This window comes from Sphaerotilus hippei, assembly GCF_003201595.1.
Classification (GTDB): domain Bacteria; phylum Pseudomonadota; class Gammaproteobacteria; order Burkholderiales; family Burkholderiaceae_C; genus Sphaerotilus; species Sphaerotilus hippei.
In genome coordinates, this window is record NZ_QJJS01000026.1 from 1 (window position 1) to 19,182 (window position 19,182).

General features: G+C 69.3%; 20 protein-coding genes. 12 read left to right on the forward strand and 8 right to left on the reverse strand.

Annotated elements, in window-relative coordinates; all coding sequences use genetic code 11:
- The first annotated feature begins 160 nt into the window (after positions 1–160).
- The 3 genes from C7444_RS18765 (at position 161) to C7444_RS18775 (ending at position 3,803) form a co-directional block, all read left to right on the forward strand.
- On the forward strand, positions 161–1,282 hold the full coding sequence (locus C7444_RS18765) for a hypothetical protein (RefSeq protein ID WP_146219449.1): 1,122 nt from the start codon (positions 161–163) through the stop codon (positions 1,280–1,282).
- A 426-nt stretch (positions 1,283–1,708) separates the two neighbouring features.
- A complete protein-coding gene (locus C7444_RS18770; RefSeq protein WP_245909641.1) occupies positions 1,709–2,227 on the forward strand; it encodes a PadR family transcriptional regulator in 519 nt (172 codons plus the stop codon).
- Positions 2,228–2,297: 70 nt separating this feature from the next.
- Positions 2,298–3,803, forward strand: coding sequence for a subtype B tannase (locus C7444_RS18775; RefSeq protein ID WP_110402394.1), 1,506 nt, complete (start codon positions 2,298–2,300; stop codon positions 3,801–3,803).
- Between the two features lie 58 nt (positions 3,804–3,861).
- Here C7444_RS18775 and C7444_RS18780 read toward each other — a convergent pair whose 3' ends face one another.
- Positions 3,862–4,770 (reverse strand): LysR family transcriptional regulator, encoded by a 909-nt coding sequence (locus C7444_RS18780; RefSeq protein WP_110402395.1) that lies wholly within the window; start codon positions 4,768–4,770, stop codon positions 3,862–3,864.
- A gap of 114 nt (positions 4,771–4,884) precedes the next feature.
- Between C7444_RS18780 and C7444_RS18785 the strand changes: the two genes are divergently transcribed.
- The 7 genes from C7444_RS18785 to C7444_RS18815 all read left to right on the forward strand — a co-directional run bounded on the left by C7444_RS18785 (position 4,885) and on the right by C7444_RS18815 (position 11,630).
- Positions 4,885–5,703, forward strand: a complete 819-nt coding sequence (locus C7444_RS18785) for a pirin family protein (RefSeq protein ID WP_110402396.1) — start codon at positions 4,885–4,887, stop codon at positions 5,701–5,703.
- A 93-nt stretch (positions 5,704–5,796) separates the two neighbouring features.
- Complete coding sequence (locus C7444_RS18790; RefSeq protein ID WP_110402397.1) at positions 5,797–6,381, forward strand: isochorismatase family protein; 585 nt, start codon at positions 5,797–5,799, stop codon at positions 6,379–6,381.
- 148 nt (positions 6,382–6,529) lie between these two features.
- A complete protein-coding gene (locus tag C7444_RS18795) occupies positions 6,530–8,074 on the forward strand; it encodes an efflux transporter outer membrane subunit (RefSeq protein WP_110402398.1) in 1,545 nt (514 codons plus the stop codon).
- Complete coding sequence (locus tag C7444_RS18800; RefSeq protein ID WP_110402399.1) at positions 8,071–9,642, forward strand: MFS transporter; 1,572 nt, start codon at positions 8,071–8,073, stop codon at positions 9,640–9,642. Before C7444_RS18795 ends, C7444_RS18800 begins: the two co-directional genes overlap by 4 nt.
- A gap of 54 nt (positions 9,643–9,696) precedes the next feature.
- Complete coding sequence (locus C7444_RS18805) at positions 9,697–10,737, forward strand: HlyD family secretion protein (RefSeq protein ID WP_110402400.1); 1,041 nt, start codon at positions 9,697–9,699, stop codon at positions 10,735–10,737.
- 24 nt (positions 10,738–10,761) lie between these two features.
- Entirely contained in the window at positions 10,762–11,103 is a 342-nt protein-coding gene (locus C7444_RS18810) for a DUF190 domain-containing protein (RefSeq protein WP_110402401.1), read from the forward strand.
- The gene (locus tag C7444_RS18815) at positions 11,100–11,630 is read left to right on the forward strand and encodes a hypothetical protein (RefSeq protein ID WP_110402402.1); all 531 of its coding nucleotides are present in this window, start codon (positions 11,100–11,102) and stop codon (positions 11,628–11,630) included. Before C7444_RS18810 ends, C7444_RS18815 begins: the two co-directional genes overlap by 4 nt.
- A 110-nt stretch (positions 11,631–11,740) precedes the next feature.
- Here the strand turns inward: C7444_RS18815 and C7444_RS18820 are convergent, their stop codons facing one another.
- Complete coding sequence (locus C7444_RS18820; protein ID WP_110402403.1) at positions 11,741–12,928, reverse strand: AAA family ATPase; 1,188 nt, start codon at positions 12,926–12,928, stop codon at positions 11,741–11,743.
- A gap of 78 nt (positions 12,929–13,006) precedes the next feature.
- Entirely contained in the window at positions 13,007–13,192 is a 186-nt protein-coding gene (locus C7444_RS18825) for a PDDEXK family nuclease (RefSeq protein WP_211317603.1), read from the reverse strand.
- A 176-nt stretch (positions 13,193–13,368) separates the two neighbouring features.
- Here C7444_RS18825 and C7444_RS18830 point away from each other — a divergent pair, with 176 nt between their 5' ends.
- Complete coding sequence (locus tag C7444_RS18830; RefSeq protein WP_110402404.1) at positions 13,369–14,304, forward strand: catechol 2,3-dioxygenase; 936 nt, start codon at positions 13,369–13,371, stop codon at positions 14,302–14,304.
- 39 nt (positions 14,305–14,343) lie between these two features.
- Here C7444_RS18830 and C7444_RS18835 read toward each other — a convergent pair whose 3' ends face one another.
- Positions 14,344–14,730: a 2Fe-2S iron-sulfur cluster binding domain-containing protein gene (locus C7444_RS18835; RefSeq protein ID WP_110402405.1), complete on the reverse strand. Its 387-nt coding sequence runs from the start codon at positions 14,728–14,730 to the stop codon at positions 14,344–14,346.
- 102 nt (positions 14,731–14,832) lie between these two features.
- Here C7444_RS18835 and C7444_RS18840 point away from each other — a divergent pair, with 102 nt between their 5' ends.
- Positions 14,833–15,735 carry a LysR family transcriptional regulator gene (locus tag C7444_RS18840; RefSeq protein WP_110402406.1) on the forward strand — a complete coding sequence of 301 codons (903 nt, stop codon included), beginning with the start codon at positions 14,833–14,835 and terminating at the stop codon, positions 15,733–15,735.
- Positions 15,736–15,752: 17 nt separating this feature from the next.
- On the opposite strand, the gene C7444_RS18845 is transcribed toward C7444_RS18840, so the two are convergent.
- Genes C7444_RS18845 through C7444_RS18860 form a run of 4 tightly spaced genes read right to left on the reverse strand, consistent with a single transcriptional unit; the run spans position 15,753 to position 19,182 of the window.
- On the reverse strand, positions 15,753–16,823 hold the full coding sequence (locus C7444_RS18845) for an NADH:ubiquinone reductase (Na(+)-transporting) subunit F (protein ID WP_110402407.1): 1,071 nt from the start codon (positions 16,821–16,823) through the stop codon (positions 15,753–15,755).
- Between the two features lie 16 nt (positions 16,824–16,839).
- Positions 16,840–17,202: a phenol hydroxylase subunit P4 gene (locus C7444_RS18850; RefSeq protein WP_110402408.1), complete on the reverse strand. Its 363-nt coding sequence runs from the start codon at positions 17,200–17,202 to the stop codon at positions 16,840–16,842.
- A gap of 37 nt (positions 17,203–17,239) precedes the next feature.
- On the reverse strand, positions 17,240–18,841 hold the full coding sequence (locus C7444_RS18855; protein ID WP_110402409.1) for a YHS domain-containing protein: 1,602 nt from the start codon (positions 18,839–18,841) through the stop codon (positions 17,240–17,242).
- Positions 18,842–18,879: 38 nt separating this feature from the next.
- Positions 18,880–19,182: an MmoB/DmpM family protein gene (locus C7444_RS18860; protein ID WP_110402410.1), complete on the reverse strand. Its 303-nt coding sequence runs from the start codon at positions 19,180–19,182 to the stop codon at positions 18,880–18,882.

The following is a 19,182-nucleotide window of genomic DNA, read 5'->3' on the forward strand; positions in this document are numbered from 1 at the left end:
CCCGCCCGCCGAGGCTGAGGCAAACTACTACTGGCATCTCGCCGAGCAGGTCGCTGTCGCGGCCTGACTTAAACCAACTGGCCTCCATGAAACCCGGGGCGGTTCACAAGCGTAGTTAAGCCGCAGACGTTTTGACCTCTAACCTCGCTAGCAACTTCGCATGGACACGCGACAGAACCTAACTTCCGAAGACGAGGGAATGCAGGTGGCGATTCGCTTGCCCGATGGCTTCCCGGCCGAGGACATCGAGCAGCTTTGCTCGCTGATGGCCGACGCCGACCCGTTCGTTCCCGCCTTTGAGCCTTCGAGCTATGGGCTCTACAGCCTAGTCGGCCAAGTTTGGTCGCTTCAAGTCGAACAGATCGAGACGATCCTGCTTCCAGACCGGAACGTCGCCTCCCGAATGGCTCAAATTGCCAAGGGCATGGCAATCGGCAAGGAAGCCCAGCTCATCGCCGGCATCAATGCCTTTGCGCATTTCTTCGACATCCTCATGGAGCCAAGCATCGCATTTCATGAGCTCGCGCGGAGGGAGGGCAACGAAGCGGCGCTTCAAGAGCTTGCATGGTTTCGGGCCGCCGACCATGGCAACAAGTTCGATTGGCTCGAGGTGGCCCTTGGGCGCGCCGAACGCCTTGTGCGTCCCGAGCAAGCTCGCTCGCTCGAATCGCACGATCTGGCGGCAGGGCTGCGTGATTGGAGCACTGGCTACGGCGCCGTGCTCAAACTGGCGGAAGTTGAGCTGTTCCATCCGGGCGATCCCATTGAGAAGATCATGGCCCTCTTGGACTGGATGCATCGCGACTACTTCTTCGCCGGCCATGTCGCCACCATGGCTTGCGTCTATTTCGCGCCGATCAACGCGCCCAAGGCCGGGCTCATGAAGAGCTTACGCTCGCCGAATCGACAAAAGGCAATTGACGGGGCGAAGAATGCTGCTTGGGATGCCCTCTACCTTTGCTCTCTCAACTCCATGGTCAACAAGGCGGCAGGCAGCCCCAAGCGCTTCATCTACGCAAGCCTGGATTGGCGCGCGCGATTGATCGCCCGCATGGCCATGGCCTTTGGCGGCGATGGCCCTCACAGGGATGCCATGGCCGCCATGCTCGGCGAATGGTGGGCCAAGAAGGACGCCGAAGCCATCGCCGACAAGCTGACCACAATTGCGGTCGACATTGACTTGCCTGAAATGGCCGAGAAGCGATGCAAGGCCGCCGAGAACAAACAGCAAACCATCGCTTCTGGCGAGATGGTCATACGCGACTGGTTGCCAAGCCCGTAAGTGCTCTCGCGGTGTCCGACATGCTCATGCGCGGACGGCTTGGCGGCCGGCCGTCGGATGCGGAACACCCGTATGCGGCAGGTCCAATGACCGCTTGTTGCGCCTGCCGACGTTCAGGACTGTCCGGTGCATGTCTCTGACCGGTCTGGAGCTGACGCCTCTGCATGGCGCCGGTGCTCCAGCCACGCTGATCGACGCCGCCACCGCTGCGTAAACCTGTGTGAAGTCCGGCGGGGAGGCTTGCGCGACGCATTATCAAGATATATCTTAGATGCATCGAAAACAACGGAGCACACGATGCATCCATTTCACGACGCTTTCAATTCCTCCCTGCGCGGCCGCTGCGGACACCCTGCCGCCCGCGGCGACCATCGGCACGCTCGGCTGGCTTCGCCGGCCGGTGAAGGTGGTGGCCCCGCCGGTCCCGTGAAGCGACACGGCGGCGGGCACCGAGGCGGTGGCCATGGCGGCCACGGCGGTCGCGGGCCGCGCCTGTTCGAGCAAGGCGCGCTCAAGCTGCTGGCGCTGCACCTGCTGGCCGGACAACCTCGCCACGGCTACGAGATCATCAAGGCGATCGAACAGCTGGTGGGCGGCGACTACAGCCCGAGTCCGGGCGTGATCTACCCGACGCTGACCTACCTCGCCGACGTGGGCTGGGCGAACGCGACCGAGCAGGAGGGCGGCCGCAAGCAGTACGCCATCACGCCGGCCGGCCAGGAACAGCTGGCGAGCCAGCGCACCGAGCTGGCGGCCCTGCTGCAGCGCCTGGGCGCGACGCGGCAGGAGGCGGGCGCACGCGGCGCCCCCGAGATCCAGCGTGCCATGGGCAACCTGAAGATGGCGCTGCAGATGCGCTTCGCGCAAGGCACGCCGGACCAGGCGCTGGTGCAGCGGGTGGCCGAACTGATCGACCAGGCCGCCGTCGGCATCGAGCGGCTGTGAGCGCGGTGACCGCCATGACACCGCATCAGCAGCGGCCCCAGCCGGTCGACGTGTCGGAGGGCCTCCAGCGATGACCACGCGACGCGACTTCTCCCTGATGCTGCTGGCCACCGGTGCCCTCGCGGCCTGTGCCAGCGAGCCCGCGGCGGCGCCGATGCGGGACCTGACGTTCGATCCTGACCGCTTCGTTCCCAAGGTGTTCACCGTCGACGGGCGGCGCATCGCCGTGCGTGCGTACGAAGGCCTGCCCGTGGTCGCCCGGCCGGTCGAACCTGCCTGCCAGGCGATCAACGTCTACATCCCCGAGGCCTACTTCCGCGGCGAGGCGGTCGGCCGCTACACCGCGCGGACCGCCCCCATCTTCCTGCCCAACCAGGTGGGCGGCTACATGCCCGCGCTGCCGGGCCGGCCGGACGAACGCATGGGCCCGCCGCCCGCGCCCGGCACGAGCGCCCCGCCCAGCGCGATGGCCGTGGCGCTCGCACGCGGTTTCGTGGTGGCCTCGCCGGGGGCGCGCGGTCGCACGCTGCGCGCCGCCGACGGCCGCTGGACCGGCAAGGCCCCCGCGGCCATCGTCGATCTGAAGGCTGCGGTGCGCTGGCTGCGCCACAACGCCGGCCGCCTGCCCGGTGACACCGAGCGCATCGTCTCCAATGGCACCAGCGCCGGTGGCGCGCTGTCGGCGCTGCTCGGGGCCAGCGGCAACAGCGCCGACTTCGAGGCCGAGCTGCAAGCCATCGGCGCCGCGCCGGCCCGCGACGACATCTTCGCGGTCTCGGCCTACTGTCCGATCACCAACCTCGAACACGCCGACGCGGCCTACGAATGGCAGTTCCAGGGCCTGGCGGAGTACCGCAGCATCGCGATCTCGATGCTGGACTTCAAGGTCGAGCGCAAGGAGGTCGCGGGCCGACTCGACGCTGACCAGCTCGCGCTCTCACGCGAGCTGCAGGCGGCGTTCATCGCCTACGTCAACGGGCTGGGCCTGCACGATGGCGCGGGCCGCCTGCTGCAGCTGGACGCATCGGGCCGGGGCAGCCTGCGTGACCACGTGAGCGCGCTGCTCGCCGCGTCCGCGCAGCGCGCGCTCGACCGCGGAGACGACCTCTCCGGCCGACCTTGGCTGAGCATCGAGTCCGGTCGTGTCCAGGGCGTCGACTTCACGGCCTACGCCGCAGCCGCCGGCCGGATGAAGGCGCTGCCTGCGTTCGACGGTCTGGCGCTGGAGACCGGCGAGAACCAGCTCTTCGGCGACGCGCGGACCGACCAGCGCCACTTCACCGCGTTCTCGGTGCGGCATGGCCGTGCCGCCGGTGCCGCCCGGGCCGACGCGCTCACGGTGCGCCAGATGAATGCCATGCACTACGCGAGCGACCCGTCGGCGCGTGCCGCGCCGCATTGGCGCCTGCGCCACGGCACGATGGACCGCGACACCTCGCTGGCGATCCCCGCGCTGCTGGCCGCCGCCTTGCGCGAACGCGGGCTCGACGTGGACCTGGCCCTGCCCTGGGACCGGCCGCATTCGGGCGACTATGACCTCGACGAGCTGTTCGGCTGGATCGAGCGACTGATGTGACCCGCTGGCCCTGTCGCCTCGGGCTTCCGATCGCCCGTGCCCTCGCTGCTGCCGTGCGTCAGCCGGGGAGGTGAGCGGCCCGGTCGGGATGAAGGCGTTCCTTCAGGAACTCGATGAAGCGCTGCGTCTTGGCGGGCAGCAGCCGCGTCTCGGTCATGGCGTAGACGGGCACCGGTGGGGCCTGCCAATCGGGCAGGACCTGGCGCAGGCGTCCTGCCGCCACGTCGTCTTCGGCCAAGGCATCGACGAGCACGACGATGCCCAGGTCCAGCGTGGCCAGGCGACGCAGCATGCCCACGCTGTTGAGCTGAAAACGCCCGCCCACTTCGGTCTGCTCGGTCGCGGTGCCGTCGGCACGGGACAGCGACCACACCATGTTCCTGGCGGCCCGGAAGCCCAGGCATTCGTGGTCGACCAGGTCCTGGGGCCCCTGCGGTTCACCGGCCCGCGCCAGATAACCCGGCGAGGCGTAAAGGTGGGTCGGCAGCACCGCCAGCAGCCGCGCGATCAACGCTGAGTCCTGCGATTCACCCATGCGGATGGCCACGTCGAAGGGTTCGCTGACCAGGTCCACGCGCCGGGGCGTCAGGTCGAACTCGAAGCTGATGCCGGGGTGGCTGCGCGCGAATTCAGCCATGAGCGGCGCCAGGTAGGTCGTGCCGAAATCCACCGGCAGCGATGCGCGCAACACCCCGCTGGGCTGGGCCAGCAGATCCCCCAGCTGCTCGTGCGCGAGGTTGGCCTCGTCGACCAGGCGACGGCAACGCTCGAAGTAGATCTGCCCGGCTTCCGTCAGCTCCAGCCTGCGGGTGGTGCGGTGCAGCAGGCGCAGGCCGATCGCCTTCTCCAGGGCGCTGACCCGCCGCGAGAGCGTCGAGTTCGGCACACCGATGGCCTCGGCCGCACGGCTGAAGCTCATCACCTTCGCCACTTCGACGAACAGCGCCATGTCGTTGAGCAGGTGCATGTTGATCTCTGCAAATATGGATTAATGAATTCCAGTTTGCCATCTTTATCCCAATTCTGCTTTCCAAGAAGATGACGTTCATCGACACGAACCGCCCATCCACGGGACAAGGCCATGACTTCGTTTGCACGCCTGCGCCGCATGAACCTCGGCAGTCAGTTCCACGCCTTCGGGCTGCATGCCGCGGAACTGACCGACCCGATCCTGGGCATCGATCACGCCTGGATGAGCGGCCCGACCTTCCCGCCGCATCCGCACGCCGGCTTCTCGGCCGTGTCCTACCTCTTCCTGGACTCGCAGACCTGGATCAACAACCGTGACTCCCTGGGCGGGCGGCAGAAGATCCTGCCGGGGGGCCTGCACTGGACGGCCGCGGGTCGTGGTGTGGTCCACGAGGAGAACCCGGCCGAGCCGGGCCGGACCGTGCACATGCTGCAGATCTTCGTGAACCTGCCCCAGGCCAGGCAGGGCGATGCGCCCTTCGCTCTGGCCCTGGCGCCGCAGGACGTGCCGGTGGCCAGCCTGCCCGGCGCCAGGGTGCGCATTCCCCTGGGCGAGTTCGCGGGCCAGCGCTCGCCGCTGCAGCCGCCCACCGAGGTGCGCCTGCTCGACATCTCGCTCGATGAAGGCGCCTCACTCAGCGTGCCGGTGCCCGCCGGGCACACCGCCTTCGTGCTGCCGATCTTCGGCCGCGTGGTGGTGGACGGCGAGGCGCTCGACAGCGATGGCGCGCCGGTGCCCGTCGCGCCGGCCTCGCCCGAGGCCCGTGTCATCGCGCTGCAGGCCACGCAGGGCGCGGCCAAGGTGGCGCTGTTCTCGGGCGCACCACTGGAGCAGCCCGTGCACTGGCAAGGCCCGATGGCCCTGGCTTCGCCCGAGGCGCTGCACCGGGCCCTGAGCGCCTACCAGCGCGGCGAGTTCGGCCAGATCTGATCCCCGCATCGCTTTCGTTTTTCAAGCGCGAACGGGCCGGCGCACAGGCCCTCTTTCTGGTGACACGACGTCACCGCCCTCAAGGAGCACCCCATGTCTTTCAACAAGTTCACCGCCACCGACACCGCTCTCCTGATGATCGACCACCAGGTCGGCACCATGGGCTGGGTCAAGTCCATCTCGTTCGACGAGATGAAGCGCAATGCCGTGATGCTGGCCGAGACGGCCCGCATCCTGAAGATCCCCACCGTGCTGACCTCGAGCATGGAGGAGTACGCCCAGGGCCCGCTGCTGAGCGAGCTGCAGACCTCGCTGCCCACGGCCTTCGCCGAGCGCGTCAAGCGCATGGGCATCGTCAACGCCATGGACGACGCCAACTTCGCCGCCGCCGTCCAGGCCACCGGCCGCAAGAAGGTGGTGGTGGCCGGCGTGACCAACGACGTGTGCACCGTCTACCCGGTGCTGACGCTGATCGACATGGGCTACGACGTGCAGGTGGTGGCCGACGCCGGCGGCTCGCCGACCAAGCTGGCCGACGAGGTCTCGCTGCGCCGCATGGAGCGCCATGGCGCCACGATCACCACCACCAACCAGCTGATCGCCGAGCTGGCCGGCACCTGGGCCACGCCCGAAGGTGGCGAGCTGGTGCAGCTGATCATCGGCGCGCTGCAGGCCTGATGACGACGGACAGGCACCGCCACCGACCGGTGGCGGTGCCTGTCGATGAGCCCCTGGGTGCTGCCGGCTGCGGCGCGCGCATGCCGCGCCGCAGCCGGCAGGGCCACACCGTGTGCACGCCCCTGGCCCGAACAAGGCGCTTTCGCTCATGACCCCACCGCATCACCGCACGGCCTCGCTGCTGCCGCTCCAGGGCCCCAGGCCCTGGCACCTGGTCGCCCCATGGCTGCTGGCCCTGACAGGCTGCGCCAGCCAGGTCCGCATCCCCGACCTGGCCAGTGCCTCGCAACCCCGTGACCCCGCGTGGGCCCTGCGTGCACCGGCTGCATTGGCCACCAGCCCGGCAGCCGCTGCCCATGTCGATACCGCGCCCTCCTTGCGCGCCACGCCGGTGCCATCGCGCTGGTGGGCGCTCTTCGATGACCCCTTGCTGCCGGCCCTGCAGGCCCAGGCCCTGGAAGGCAATCTGGACCTGCAGGCGGCCCTGCTGCGCATCGAGGAGAGCCGAGCCCGCCTGGGCATCACCGATGCGCGGGGCCTGCCTCAGATCGGCGTCAGCGCCGGATACGCCCGCTCGGCCCTCAGCGCCGACTCGCCGCTGGCCAAGCTCCACGTGCCCACCACGCCTTATGACCAATTCCAATGGGGCATGCAGGCCAGCTGGGAGATCGACCTGTGGGGCCACCAGGTCCAGCAGAGCGCCGCGGCCCGCGCCCAGCTTGAAGCGACCCAATGGGCGGCCGGTGCCGCCCGCGTCACCCTGAGCGCCGAGGTCGCGCGCAGCTACCTGCTGTTGCGTGGTGTCCAGGCCCAGCAAGCCCTGGTCGACGACCACCGCCAGATCGCCGCCGAACTGCTGCGCCTCACCGACAGCCGCGAGCGCAACGGCATGGCCACCCGCTTCGATGCCGCGGCCGCCCGCGCCGAACGGGCCACCGTCGAAGCCCGGGCCCTCCAGCTGGGTCAACAGCGTGACGGCCTGCTCAACGCCCTGGCCCTGTTGCTGGGCGAAGCACCCCATCAGCTCGACGCCCGGCTCCTTTCCAGCCACACCTTCCCGCCCGCCCCCAGGGACCTGTCCGTGGGTGTGCCCAGCGACCTGGCTCGCCAGCGTCCCGACATCCTGCAGGCCGAGGCCCTGCTGCGTGCGGCCACTGCCGACAAAGGCGCGGCCCAGGCCGACTTCTATCCCCGTGTCAGCCTGAACGCCGGCTGGAGCATCGCCACTTCGCACGCGAGCGAGCTGGGCAACTGGGACATGCGCCAGTTCAGTGTCGGCCCCGTGGTGCACCTGCCCCTCTTCGACGGCGGCCTGCTCCAGCGCACCCTGACCCTCTCCGACGCCCGCCAGCGTTCGGCGGCCATCGCCTGGCGGCACACCGTGCTCAAGGCCTGGCACGAGGTCAGCACCGCGCTGGACGCCTGCGTCAACGAACAGGCCCGCAAGGCGCACCAGGAAGACGCCGTGGTCCACAGCCGCGTCGCCCTGGACAGCGCCCGCAACGCCTGGCGCGCCGGCAGCACCGACTTCACCACCGTGCTGGTGGCGCAGCGCAGCCTGCTCAATGCACAGGCCGCATTGGCCGAGACCACCACGGCTTCCGGTCTGGCCGTGGTGTCGCTCTACCGCGCACTCGGCGGCGGCGAAGACGAGGGGAACGCGCCCCGGCACGTGGCCGAGGTCCGGCCATGAGCACGACACCCATCGCCGCACCGACCGCCACATCGGGTGCTGTCCCCACCGCCCCGGCTGCGCCCCCCGGCCCCGTGTTCGGCCCCCGCCTGGCCGTGGGCATGGCCGGCATCCTGCTGGCGGCCATGGTGGCCGGCCTGAACGCCCGCGTGCCCGCCCTGGCCCTGCCCGATACCCGCGGCGCCCTGGGCCTGGGGCCGGACGAAGCCTCCTGGCTCAGCACGGCCTACACCGCCGGTGAGCTGGCCGTCATGCCCTTTGCCACCTGGTTCGCCGTGACCTTCTCGCTGCGGCGCTTTCACGGCTGGATGCTGGTGAGCACCTTGCTGCTGGCGCTGCTGCTGCCCTTCGTGCACGAGCTGAGCTGGCTGCTGCCGCTGCGCTTGCTGCATGGCCTCGTGTCGGGTGCCCTGATTCCCATGCTGATGATGGCCGCGCTGCGCTTCCTGCCCACGCCCATCCGCCTGCACGGGCTGGCGCTCTATGCCTTGACCGCCACCTTCGCGCCCAACGTCGCGCTGTGGATCGCCACCCAGTGGCTGGACCGCCTGGTCGACTGGCGCTGGGCCTACTGGCACCTCGTCCCGCTCGGGCTGCTGGCCCTGGCGTTGGCGCAGTGGGGCATCCCCCGGATGCCGCCGGCCCTGCCCAGGCTCGGACAGGCCAACTGGCCGGGCATGGCCCTGGGTGCTCCCGGCCTGATGCTGCTCACCGTGGGGCTCGACCAGGGCCAGCGGCTGGACTGGCTGCAGTCCCCGCTGATCGTGGCCGCGCTGACCGCCGGGGGCCTGCTGACCAGCCTCTTCCTGCTCAGTGAATGGTTCCACCCCGGGCCCTTCATCAAGCTGCAGCTGCTGGGGCGGCGCAACCTGGGCCTGGGCTTCGTGGTGTTCTTCCTGCTGCTGGTGTCGATGTCCTCGGGCGTGGCGCTGCCCTCGCTGGACCTCACGGTGCAGCACGGCTTCCGGGTCGAGCAGCTCGTGCCGCTGGGCCTGGTCGTCGGCCTGCCGCAGCTCGTGCTGGGCCCGCTCGTGGCGCTGCTGCTCTACCAGCGCCGGGTCGATGCCCGGCATCTGTTCGCGCTGGGGCTGGTCCTGATCGCCGCCGCCTGCTGGACGGCCGCGCGTGTCGATGTCGACTGGATGGCGCCGCAGTTCCTCACCGCCCAGATGCTCCAGGCGGTCGGGCAGCCGCTGGCGGTGGTCTCGCTGCTGTTCCTGAGCACCAGCGTGGTCCAGCCCATGGAGGGGCCGTTCGTCTCCGGCATCGTCAACACCCTGCGGGCCTGCGGCACCCTGGTGGGCGGGGCCTTCGTCAGCCACCAGATGAGCGAGCGCAGCAGCTTCCATGCGGAGGTGCTGCTGGGCGACCTCGGCCGGCGCCTCGGCCAGGGGCTGGACGCCGCTGCCGCCATCCCACTGGGCCCGCTGCTGGGCCGGCATGCGAGCGTGCTGGCCGTGGCGGACGTCTACCGGATGCTGGGCCTGCTGGCGCTGCTGCTGATCCCCCTGGTGCTGATGCTGCAGCACATCCCTGCGCCGATGGCGACCCGGCCGACGGCCCCCTGATCCACCACGCTGCCGTCGCCATCCCTTTCACTCCCGCTACACCGGACAACGCCCATGGCCCTCTCCATCCAAGCCCGATTGACCGGCGCGACCGTGCTGGTCGCCGTCACCGCCGCTGCGGCCTACGCCTACAGCCGCGGCACGTCCGACGCCTCCTTCCAGGCCACCGATGACGCCTATGTCGAGGCCGACTACACCCAGGTGGCCCCCCGCCTGAGCGGCACCGTCGACCAGGTGATGGTGGATGACCACCAGGCCGTGCAGGAAGGCGAGCTGCTGGCGGTTCTGGACGACCGCGATGCGCTGGTGGCCCTGGAGAGCGCCAAGGCCCAGGTGCTCAGCGCCCGGGCCGCTTTGAGCAGCCTCCAGGCCCAGCGGGCCCGGCAACCCAGCGTGCGAGCCCAGGCCCGCGCCACCGTCTCGGCGGACGATGCCGCCCTGGCCCTGGCTGCCGCCAACCGCACCCGCTTCCAGGCCATGGCCCAGGAGGGCTCCGGCACGCTGCAGGCGCAGCAGCAGGCCGACGCCCAGTGGCTGATGCAACAGGCCCACCGGGAGCGTGACCTGGCCGCTCTCCAGGGCGTGGACCAGCAAAACGCCGTGATCCAGGCCGATGTCGAGAAGGCCCAGGCCGCGCTCATGGCGGCGCAAAGCAGCCAGAAGGCGGCCGAGCTGACCCTGTCCTACACCCGCATCACGGCGCCGACCAGCGGCGTGGTCGCGCAGCGCAGCGTGCGTGCGGGCGCTTATGTGCAGGCCGGCAAGCCGCTGCTGGCCGTGGTGCCCCTGAAGGACGTCTACGTCACCGCCAACTTCCGCGAGACCCAGCTGGCCCGCATGCGTCCCGGGCAGCCCGTTCGCCTCACGGTGGATGCCCTGCCTGGCGTGCGCTTCACGGGCCATGTGAGCAGCCTGGCGCCCGCCAGCGGCACGAGCTTCTCGCCGCTGCCGGCCCACAACGCCACGGGCAATTTCACCAAGATCGTCCAGCGCCTGCCGGTGCGCATCGAGCTCGACGACACCCGTCCGCAACGCCAGCTGCTGCGCGTGGGCATGTCCGTGCGGCCCGAGGTGGACGTGCGCACCGCCCACTGAGCGCTGGCGCCAAAGGAGAACCGCATGTTCGGCTACCAGATCACCTTCTTCACCCAGCAGGACCGCGTGCATGGCCACGAGCCGCTGGCGCAATGGCTGCTGGCCCAGGCCGGCGCGCTGGGCATCCGAGGGGCCACCCTCAACGGCTCCTTGCAGGGCCTGGGGCACGATGGTCAGGTCCACGCCATGAACCTCTTCGACCTCGCAGACCAGCCCGTTCAGCTCACCCTGATCGTGTCGGACGCCGAGCACGAGCGCCTGATGGCGCACCTGCAAGCCTGCGGCGTCCACGTCTTCTTCGTGCGCAGCCGGGTCGAGTTCGATACGCTGGGCACCCCTTCCTCTGCCGCCCCCGCATCGCCATGAGCACTTCCCGGCCCTCCGCTCCTTCGCCCCGGAAAGACCGCTGGCCACGCCCGGTCCGCCTCGGCGCCCTGTCGCTCCTGCTGGCCTGGCCCCTGCTGGGCTCCGCGGGCCCGCTGGCCGTGGGCGATGCCCTCGCGCCCCTGAGCCTGAGCGATCAGCATGACCGGGCCGTGCAGGTCGACGACCGGACGCGCCTCGTGGTCTTCTCTGCCGAGAAGCAGGTCAGCGAGATGGTCAGCCGCGTGCTGTCCGCCGCGCCGCCCGACACGCTGGACCGCCTGGGCGCTGTCTATGTCTCGGACATCAGCGGCATGCCGGCCATCATCACCCAGGTCTTCGCCCTGCCCAGATGGCGCCAGCTGCCCTTCAGCACGGCCCTGGCACGCGACGAGGCGGTCACGGCCGACCTGCCGCGCCAGCCCGGATGCGCCACCGTGCTGACCCTGCGCAACGGCGAGGTCGCCTCGATCCAGTACGTGATGGACGCGGCGCAACTGCAGCGGGCCATGGGCGTGCCGGTGCCCTGAGGTCTGCACCCACCTCCTGCTGATGCGGGGGCGGCGCCGCGACGATGCCCGCCGTGCATCACGTTTCTGGGCCAGGGCCGGGTGGACATGCCGCCCTGCCTGGGCGGCGTTCAATCCTCGTCCAGCGCCAATGTGCCTTGTGGTGACGCTGGAGGCCATCGTGAGGCGCCGACACGGTCCTTGTACCAGCGGTGCATGGCGGCATCTTCGACCGCGTATTCACCGCGGGCCGACTTCCAGACCAGAGCCGGCGTGCGTTGTCGCAGTGCTTCCAAGGCTTTTTGCGCTTGCTGCACGCTGACGGGGCGGCCCAGTGGCTCTCGGTAGAAACGCAAGGCCTCGGCGTCATAGGGGCGGAAGCGCGGTCCCTGGTCGAGCATGCGCCAAAGCACCACCTGCTCCGTGGGCTTGAGCCCCAGGTAGTCGGATTCCATCTGCGCTTCGTCCTGCGACTGCTGATCCTGCGCGGCCTGTTGCAGCGCGGGCTCGAACCGGCCGGTGTGGCTCGACAGGGGGCTGAGCACCGCCCCCATCGCCGCCATGAAGAACTGGGGTCGGTGGCCGAAGGCGGCAAACGCGGCCTGCAACGCGGCCCTGTCCACTGGAACCAGATCAGGCCGCTGAGCTTCCACCAAACCGGCCACATGGGCGATGAAATCGGTGTCCAGCGGCGGCAGCGCCTGGATCTGCGATCCGTAGAACGGTGCGCCCGCACTCACCACCAGGCGCAGCAGCTTGTCGCGATCAGAGCCGGACATCACCAGCATCAGGCTCACCTGGCCGGGTTGGTTCATCTGGTCGCGGGCTGATTTCAGCGCTGTCATGGCCGCCTCGCCGGCCTCGCTGGTCAGGGCGTGCTGTGCCTCGTCGATGATCAGCGCCACGGGCTGGCCCGCAGCCTGCTGCAGGCTGCGCAGCGCCTCCACCAGGGTCAGTCCATCGACCTGGCCGATCCTGCTGGTGTCGATGTCCAGCGTGCCGGCCACCTTCACGCTCTTGAGGCCGGCCTTCCTGGCCGTGCGGGCCACCAAGCCCAGATGCGTTTGCAATGCACGGGCGATGGCTTCGGCGATCAAGGCGCCAGGGTCGCGGCGGGTGTCGGCCCACAGGTCCACGTACACCACCTCGACGCCCGCTTGCTTCAGGGCGGGTGCGAGGTCTCCCTGCAAGAAAGTGCTCTTGCCGGTTCGGCGCGGTGCAGCCAGGAACAGGCCGTTGTGCGCATCGCCCAGCAGCGAGCGCCCTTGCAGGGCTTGCACCAACTGTTGCGCCAGCGCCGTGCGGTGGTACGCGATCATGCGACTACCTCTTTGTATCTCGAGTTTGGATATTTTATCTTTTGCTGGATAAAAAGCGATAGTTTGATCGCCGAGGCGTCAGTGCCTGATCAGCTTGAAGCTCACTGGATGGCGGTGGCCGCTGATGCCGGGCACGGCCAACAAGGCCCATTTCAGCTTCTGATCGTCGTCCAGCGCAATGATCACGCCTGCCACGGTCTGGTTCGGCTCGGCGATCTGTTCTTTCACCTTGCCCATGTCGCGCAGGATCTGGCCGACCACCACGTCCGAGGTCCGCCGCGCGCCCGAGCCCCAACCATCCGGGTATGAGTCGCAGCCCTCAACGGTATTAGTCCACGGCCGGCTCTTTCGTTATCTTGACGCCATGCGGTGGACACACCGGCCTGCCCTCGAGGCCTCTGCTGTCGACTGGAACACTTCCCCATCAAGAAGGAGACAACATGGCCATCACTGGCGTCATGCGACCCGGGCACATCCAGATCCGCGTGCTGGATCTGGAGATCAGCCGCAAGTTCTATCGCGATGTCGTCGGACTCGTGGAGACCGGCACCGACCCGCAGGGGCGGGTGTACTTCAAGTGCTGGGACGAGCGTGACCACAACAGCGTCATCCTGCGCCAGGCCGATCGGGCGGGCGTGGACTTCGTCGGCTTCCGGGTGTCGGACCGGGCCGCGCTGGATGGCTTCGAGCGTGCGCTGAAGGCGCGTGGCCTGGCGACGGACCGCCTGCCCGCCGGCGAGATGCTGGAGACCGGCGAGCGCCTGCGCTTCACGCTGCCGTCGGGCCACGACTTCGAGCTGTATGCCGACAAGACCCACGTCGGCAACGGCCTGGGCCTGGTGAATCCGCCGCCGTGGGGCGCGGACGCCGAGCGGGGCATCGCCCCGATCCGCTTCGACCACTGTCTGCTCTACGGGCCGAACGTGCAGGAGAACAAGGCGCTGTTCACCGAGGTGCTGGGCTTCCGGCTGGTCGAGCGCATCCTGGGCCCGAAGGAGGCCGGCGAGCCGGAGCTGGCGATCTTCCTGTCGTGCTCGCACAAGACGCACGACATCGCCTTCGTCGAGCATCCGGAGCCGGGCAAGCTGCACCACGTCTCGCTGCGCATGGCGTCGTGGGAGAAGGTGCAGCGCGCCAGCGACATCATGGGCATGAACAAGGTGTCCATCGACATCGGCCCGACCCGCCACGGCACCACCCGCGGCGAGACCATCTATGCCTGGGACCCGTCGGGCAACCGCTTCGAGACCTTCGCCGGCGGCTACGAGCCGTATCCGGACTGGGAGCCGATCACCTGGACCTTCGACGAGTTCGGCCACGGCCTGGACTTTCCCACCGGCAAGCTGCACGAGAGCTTCCTGGGCGTGGTGACCTGAGGCCGCCAGCCGGGCCGCGCGGCCCGGCACCGGTCTCCTTCAGCGCGGGTTCACCGGAGACGGTGAGCCCGCGTTCTGCATCACGGCCTTGCGCATGCGGCCGAGCACGCGCAGGCGCAGGTCGCTGCCGGGCTGGATGCAGCAGGCGAGCACGCGGTGGGCCTGTTCGTCCTCCTCGCTGACGTGGCCGCGGCTCATGACCCGCTTGACGTAGTCGCCCTCGATCACGGCCACCTTGCACACGCCGCAGCCGCCACCCCGGCAGCCCAGCGGGATGCCCCGGCGCCCCGAGCGGGCCAGCGCCGACAGCGCGGTTTCCTGCGAGGTGCAGGGGAAGGTCTCGCCGGTGTCCTCGACGGTGACGTGGTGCGGTGCGTCGCCAGCGGCGGTGGCGGGCAGGGTGGGCAGGCAGCAGGGAGCGGGCATGGGCAGTCCTTCCAGAACGGCATCGGATTCGGGGTGGCACGGCGGGTGCCGGTGGCGACGAGAATGAGGGCGGGCCCGATCCGGGCCGACGGACACGAGACCATGGACCTTCGACAACTGAAGTACTTCCTCGCGGTCGCCGAGGAGCTCAACATCGGCCGGGCGGCCAGCCGGCTGCACCTCTCGCAGCCGCCGCTGACGCGCCAGATCAAGGCGCTGGAGGAGGAGCTCGGCGTGGAGCTGTTCGTGCGCATGGCGCGCGGCGTGGAGCTGACGCAGGCCGGCGAGGTGTTCAAGGAGGAGGCCACCAACATCCGCATGCTGGTGGAGGCGGCGGTGGACCGGGTGCAGCGCACCGGCGAGGGCAAGCTCGGCCGGCTCGACGTGGGCATCTTCGGCTCGGCGATCTACGACATCATTCCCAAGCTGCTGCAGGTGTTCCGCGAGCGCCTGCCGGGGGTCAACGTCGTGCTGCACACGCTCAACAAGGCCGAGCAGGTCGAGGCGCTGCGCCAGCGCCGCATCACGGTGGCCTTCAACCGCATGATGCAGCCCGAGCCGGACATCGGCCGCGAGCTGGTGGCCACCGAGGCGCTGTACGTGGTGCTGCCGGTCGAGCACCGGCTGGCTCGCCTGGAGAGCGTGCCGCTGCGGGCGCTCGACGGCGAGCCGATGGTGCTGTTCCCGAACGTGGGCCGGCCCAACTTCGTCGACCGGGTGCAGGACCTGTGCCGCCAGCAGGGCTTCGAGGTGCAGGTCGCGCAGGAGGTGGGGGACGCGGTGACGGGCATCGCGCTGGTGGCGCGCGGCTTCGGGCTGACGCTGATCCCCGAGTCGGCGGCCAAGACGCTGGTCGTCGAGGGCACGACCTATCGCCCGCTGGCCGACGCGCCGCAGGCGGTGGTGGACCTGAGCTGCTATTACCGGGCCACCGACCCGTCGCCGCTGCTCAAGTCCTTCCTGGCCGTGGTGCGCGAGTACCGCGCCGGCCAGCGGGCCGACTGAGGTCGGCGGCCGGGCCATCACACCGAGCGGAACAGCGGGCTGCGCACCCGCTGCGCGTCCGCGGCCGACAGGAACTTCTCGGTGTGGATGTCGCGCTCGAACAGCCTGCCCTGCATCAGCGTGTCCAGGCAGGCGTCGATCATGGCCGGCGGGCCGCACAGATAGGCCTTGCGACCGCTGAAGTCGCCCTTGAAGTGGCGCGCGGCCACCTCGTGCAGCCAGCCGCGCGGGCCGGTCCAGTCGCTGCCTTCGGGCTCGTGCGACAGCGCGCTCACGTAGGTGAAGTTCGGGAAGCGCTCGGCCAGCGCGAGGAAGGCCTCGTGCTCGTACAGCTCGGCGCGGTGGCGCTGGCCGTAGACCAGCGTGATCGGCCAGTCGCGGCCTTCGTGCTGCAGCAGATCGAGGATCATGCTGCGCGGGCTCGACAGGCCGGAGCCCCCGGCCATGAACAGCAGCGGCCGGCCGTCGCGTGCGTGCACGGACTTGCGCACGAAGAAGCGGCCGTAGGGGCCGGCCAGCGCCAGCGTGTCGCCCACCTGAAGCCGCTCGTGGATGCAGGTGGTGGCCGCTCCGCCCTGCACGATGCGCACGTGCAGCTCGAGGTCCTGTCCCTGCGCGGGCGGGCTGGCGATCGAGAACGCCCGCCGCCCTTCCACCGAGGGAATCTCGAGGTTCACGTACTGCCCGGCCTGGAAGGCCATCGGCCGGTCCAGGCGCAGGTGCACGGCGCGGATCGTGGGCGTGAGCCGCTCCAGGCGGGTCACGGTGGCGCGGTAGTCCTGCACCGGCAGGTTCAGCGCGTCAGGTTCCTCGTCGAGGTCGGCCTCGATGACGACATCGGACTGCAGGCGCGCGCAGCAGGCCAGCGTGCGGCCTTCCTCGCGCTCGAAGTCCATCAGCGCGAAGGGCGAGGCGTCGCCGTGCTCGACCTCGCCGTCGAGCACCCGCACCTTGCAGGTGGCGCACAGGCCGTGGCAGCAGGCGTGCGGCAGCCAGACGCCCGCGCGCAGGCAGGCGTCGAGGATGGTCTGGTCGTCGTCGACCTCCACGGTCTGGCCCGTGGGTTCAAGGTGCAGCTGGTAGCTCATGGTGTGGGCCCCCGGTTCAGAACGAGGCGCCGGCCAGGCCGTCGAGGCCCGGGGTGCGCAGGCGCAGGAAGGCCTTGTGGTCCAGACCGTTGTCGACCAGGCTCAGCTCGGGCCGCGGCTCGAAGGGCTCGTCCGAGCGCAGCCACTGCACGCCGGACCAGTCGATGCGGGCGAAGTCCGGGTGCTGGCCGAACAGGCCGGGCAGCACCTGCTCGACCAGGGCGCCGAAGGGCATGCCCGGCGGCACGGGGATGCACAGCGGCGTGGCGTACATCAGGTGGCGGTCCCAGGCGATGTTGATCAGCTGCTGGCCGTGGAACTTGTCGACCGAGTCCTTCAGGTCGCCGTGGTAGCCGGGACGGAGGGCGCGTGTGCTCATGGGGTGTCTCCTCGTGGGGGTGCGAACGGCGCGGCGCTCAGGCCGCCTTGGGCTGTTCCGGAGGACGCGGCGCGTGGCTGCTGGCGGGCTTGCTGGTCCACTGCGTCCAGTTCCGGGCGTCGACGTGGCCCTCGAGGTCGCCGCCGTCCACGCCGGCCTGGATGCCCATGTAGCGCAGCGCCTCGACCAGCGGGTTGAAGTCGGGCGATGCCGGGTCGGCATCCGGCAGGAAGTAGCTGCCCTGGTAGATCTGGTGCACCGGCAGGTGGGCATGCACGTACTTCTCGGGTTCGTGGTCGAAGATGCCCTGGCAGCCGTCCGAGCAGAAGTGGAAACGCTGGCCGAAGTAGTTCGACTCGCGGTGGCAGATCCGGCCCGGGTCCCCCGGCTCGGTGAACAGCAGCGGCCACTGGCAGGTCTGGCACAGCTGCGGCAGCGTGGCGTTGACGAAGGGCGTGCCGGCCGCCTCCATGGCGGCCCAGTGCTCGTAGCGGGGGCGGTACAGGCGGTCGAAGGTCTCGGGGTACTTGGCCGACAGCCACTGCATCTCCTCTTCCGCGGGCAGCCACACGGGGAAACCGGCGGCATGGCGGAACTGGTAGAAGGTGCTCCACAGCTGGTGGCTGACGTGCTGCTTCTCCTCCACCGTCACCTCGGCGAACTTCGGTGGCCGGATGCCGTAGCGCGCCAGGTCGGCGAACAGCGCGCCGCCGTTCTGCTCGTAGTAGATCTCCCAGGCCTCGGCCCAGCTCATCACGCGCTTGGGCAGCATGTAGTCCATCATGGCGGCCACCAGGCTCAGCAGCCGGTAGCCGCGCCAGAACCACTTGTCGATCCAGCCCTGCACGATGGGCACGTTGGCCGGGTCCTGTTCCAGCAGGAACTTGATGACCTCGATGCCCAGCGTCATGTGGCGCGCCTCGTCGCTCTGCGCCGAGAAGCCGAAGCTCACGGTGGAGAGGTCGCCGTTGTAGGCCGCACCCGACATCCACGGCATGAACACCAGGTTGGTCAGCACGTACTCGAACGCGAAGCAGATGCCCACGACGAACTCGAAGGGCCCGGCCGAGACGGCATCCTCGAAGAAGGACTTGGGGATGCTCAGGTACCAGGTGCGGTCGTACTGGTGCGGGAACTCCGCCATCCCGGTGAAGTACTTGTTGTAGTGGCTCAGCGCATGAGTCTGCGTCTGGGCATGGCGCAGTTCGTCGATGGCCTGCATCTGCGCGGCGATGCGCGCGGCCGTGCCCGGAAACTCGCGCCCGATGATGTTGAAGCCCCGGTGCGAGGCGTATTCCATGCCGACCACGCCGTTGATGAAGATCTTCAGCGCCTGGATGTAGCGCACGTCGGTGACGTTGAACTGCGCGTTGTTCTGCTGGAAGGCGTCGAGGATGGCGTAGAGCTTGCGCTCCTTCTCGCCCTGGTACTTCCAGTAGGCGTCCATGGTCAGGCGGAACGGGTCTTCCCAGCGGTCCCAGTCGTGGATCCGGATGCCCTCGAACTTCACGTGGCGCCAGATGTCGTCCTCGGCCTGGTAGCTGGGCGTCCAGCCCAGGTCGCGCGTGAGCAGCGCGTAGTTCTCCTTGAGGCTGAGCTTGCGGGGGATGGCGGGCGTGGCTGGCGTGGCGGCGGTCATGGGTGTCTCCTGTGCTTCGGTTCGGGTGCGAGGCCGCTTCAGGCGGCCTTCCACTGCAGGGTGAACTCGTCGAGGCTTTCCTCGACCTCGCCCGACAGCGAGACGAGGTTGATGTGCAGTTCGCGCAGGTCGAAGTCGCGGCCCAGGTGCGACTCGATCGACTCGCGCCGCACGACCAGGCGGCCCGGCGCGGTGATCTTCACCATCGCGGGGTACTCGTCGAAGCGGGCCTGGGGGTTGTCGTCGCGGATGGCCTCGATGATGGGCAGCGTGTCGTGGTTGGCCTGCAGCGCGATGAACACGGGCTGCTGGCTGACGTCGGGGGCAAGGGCGGTGGTCAT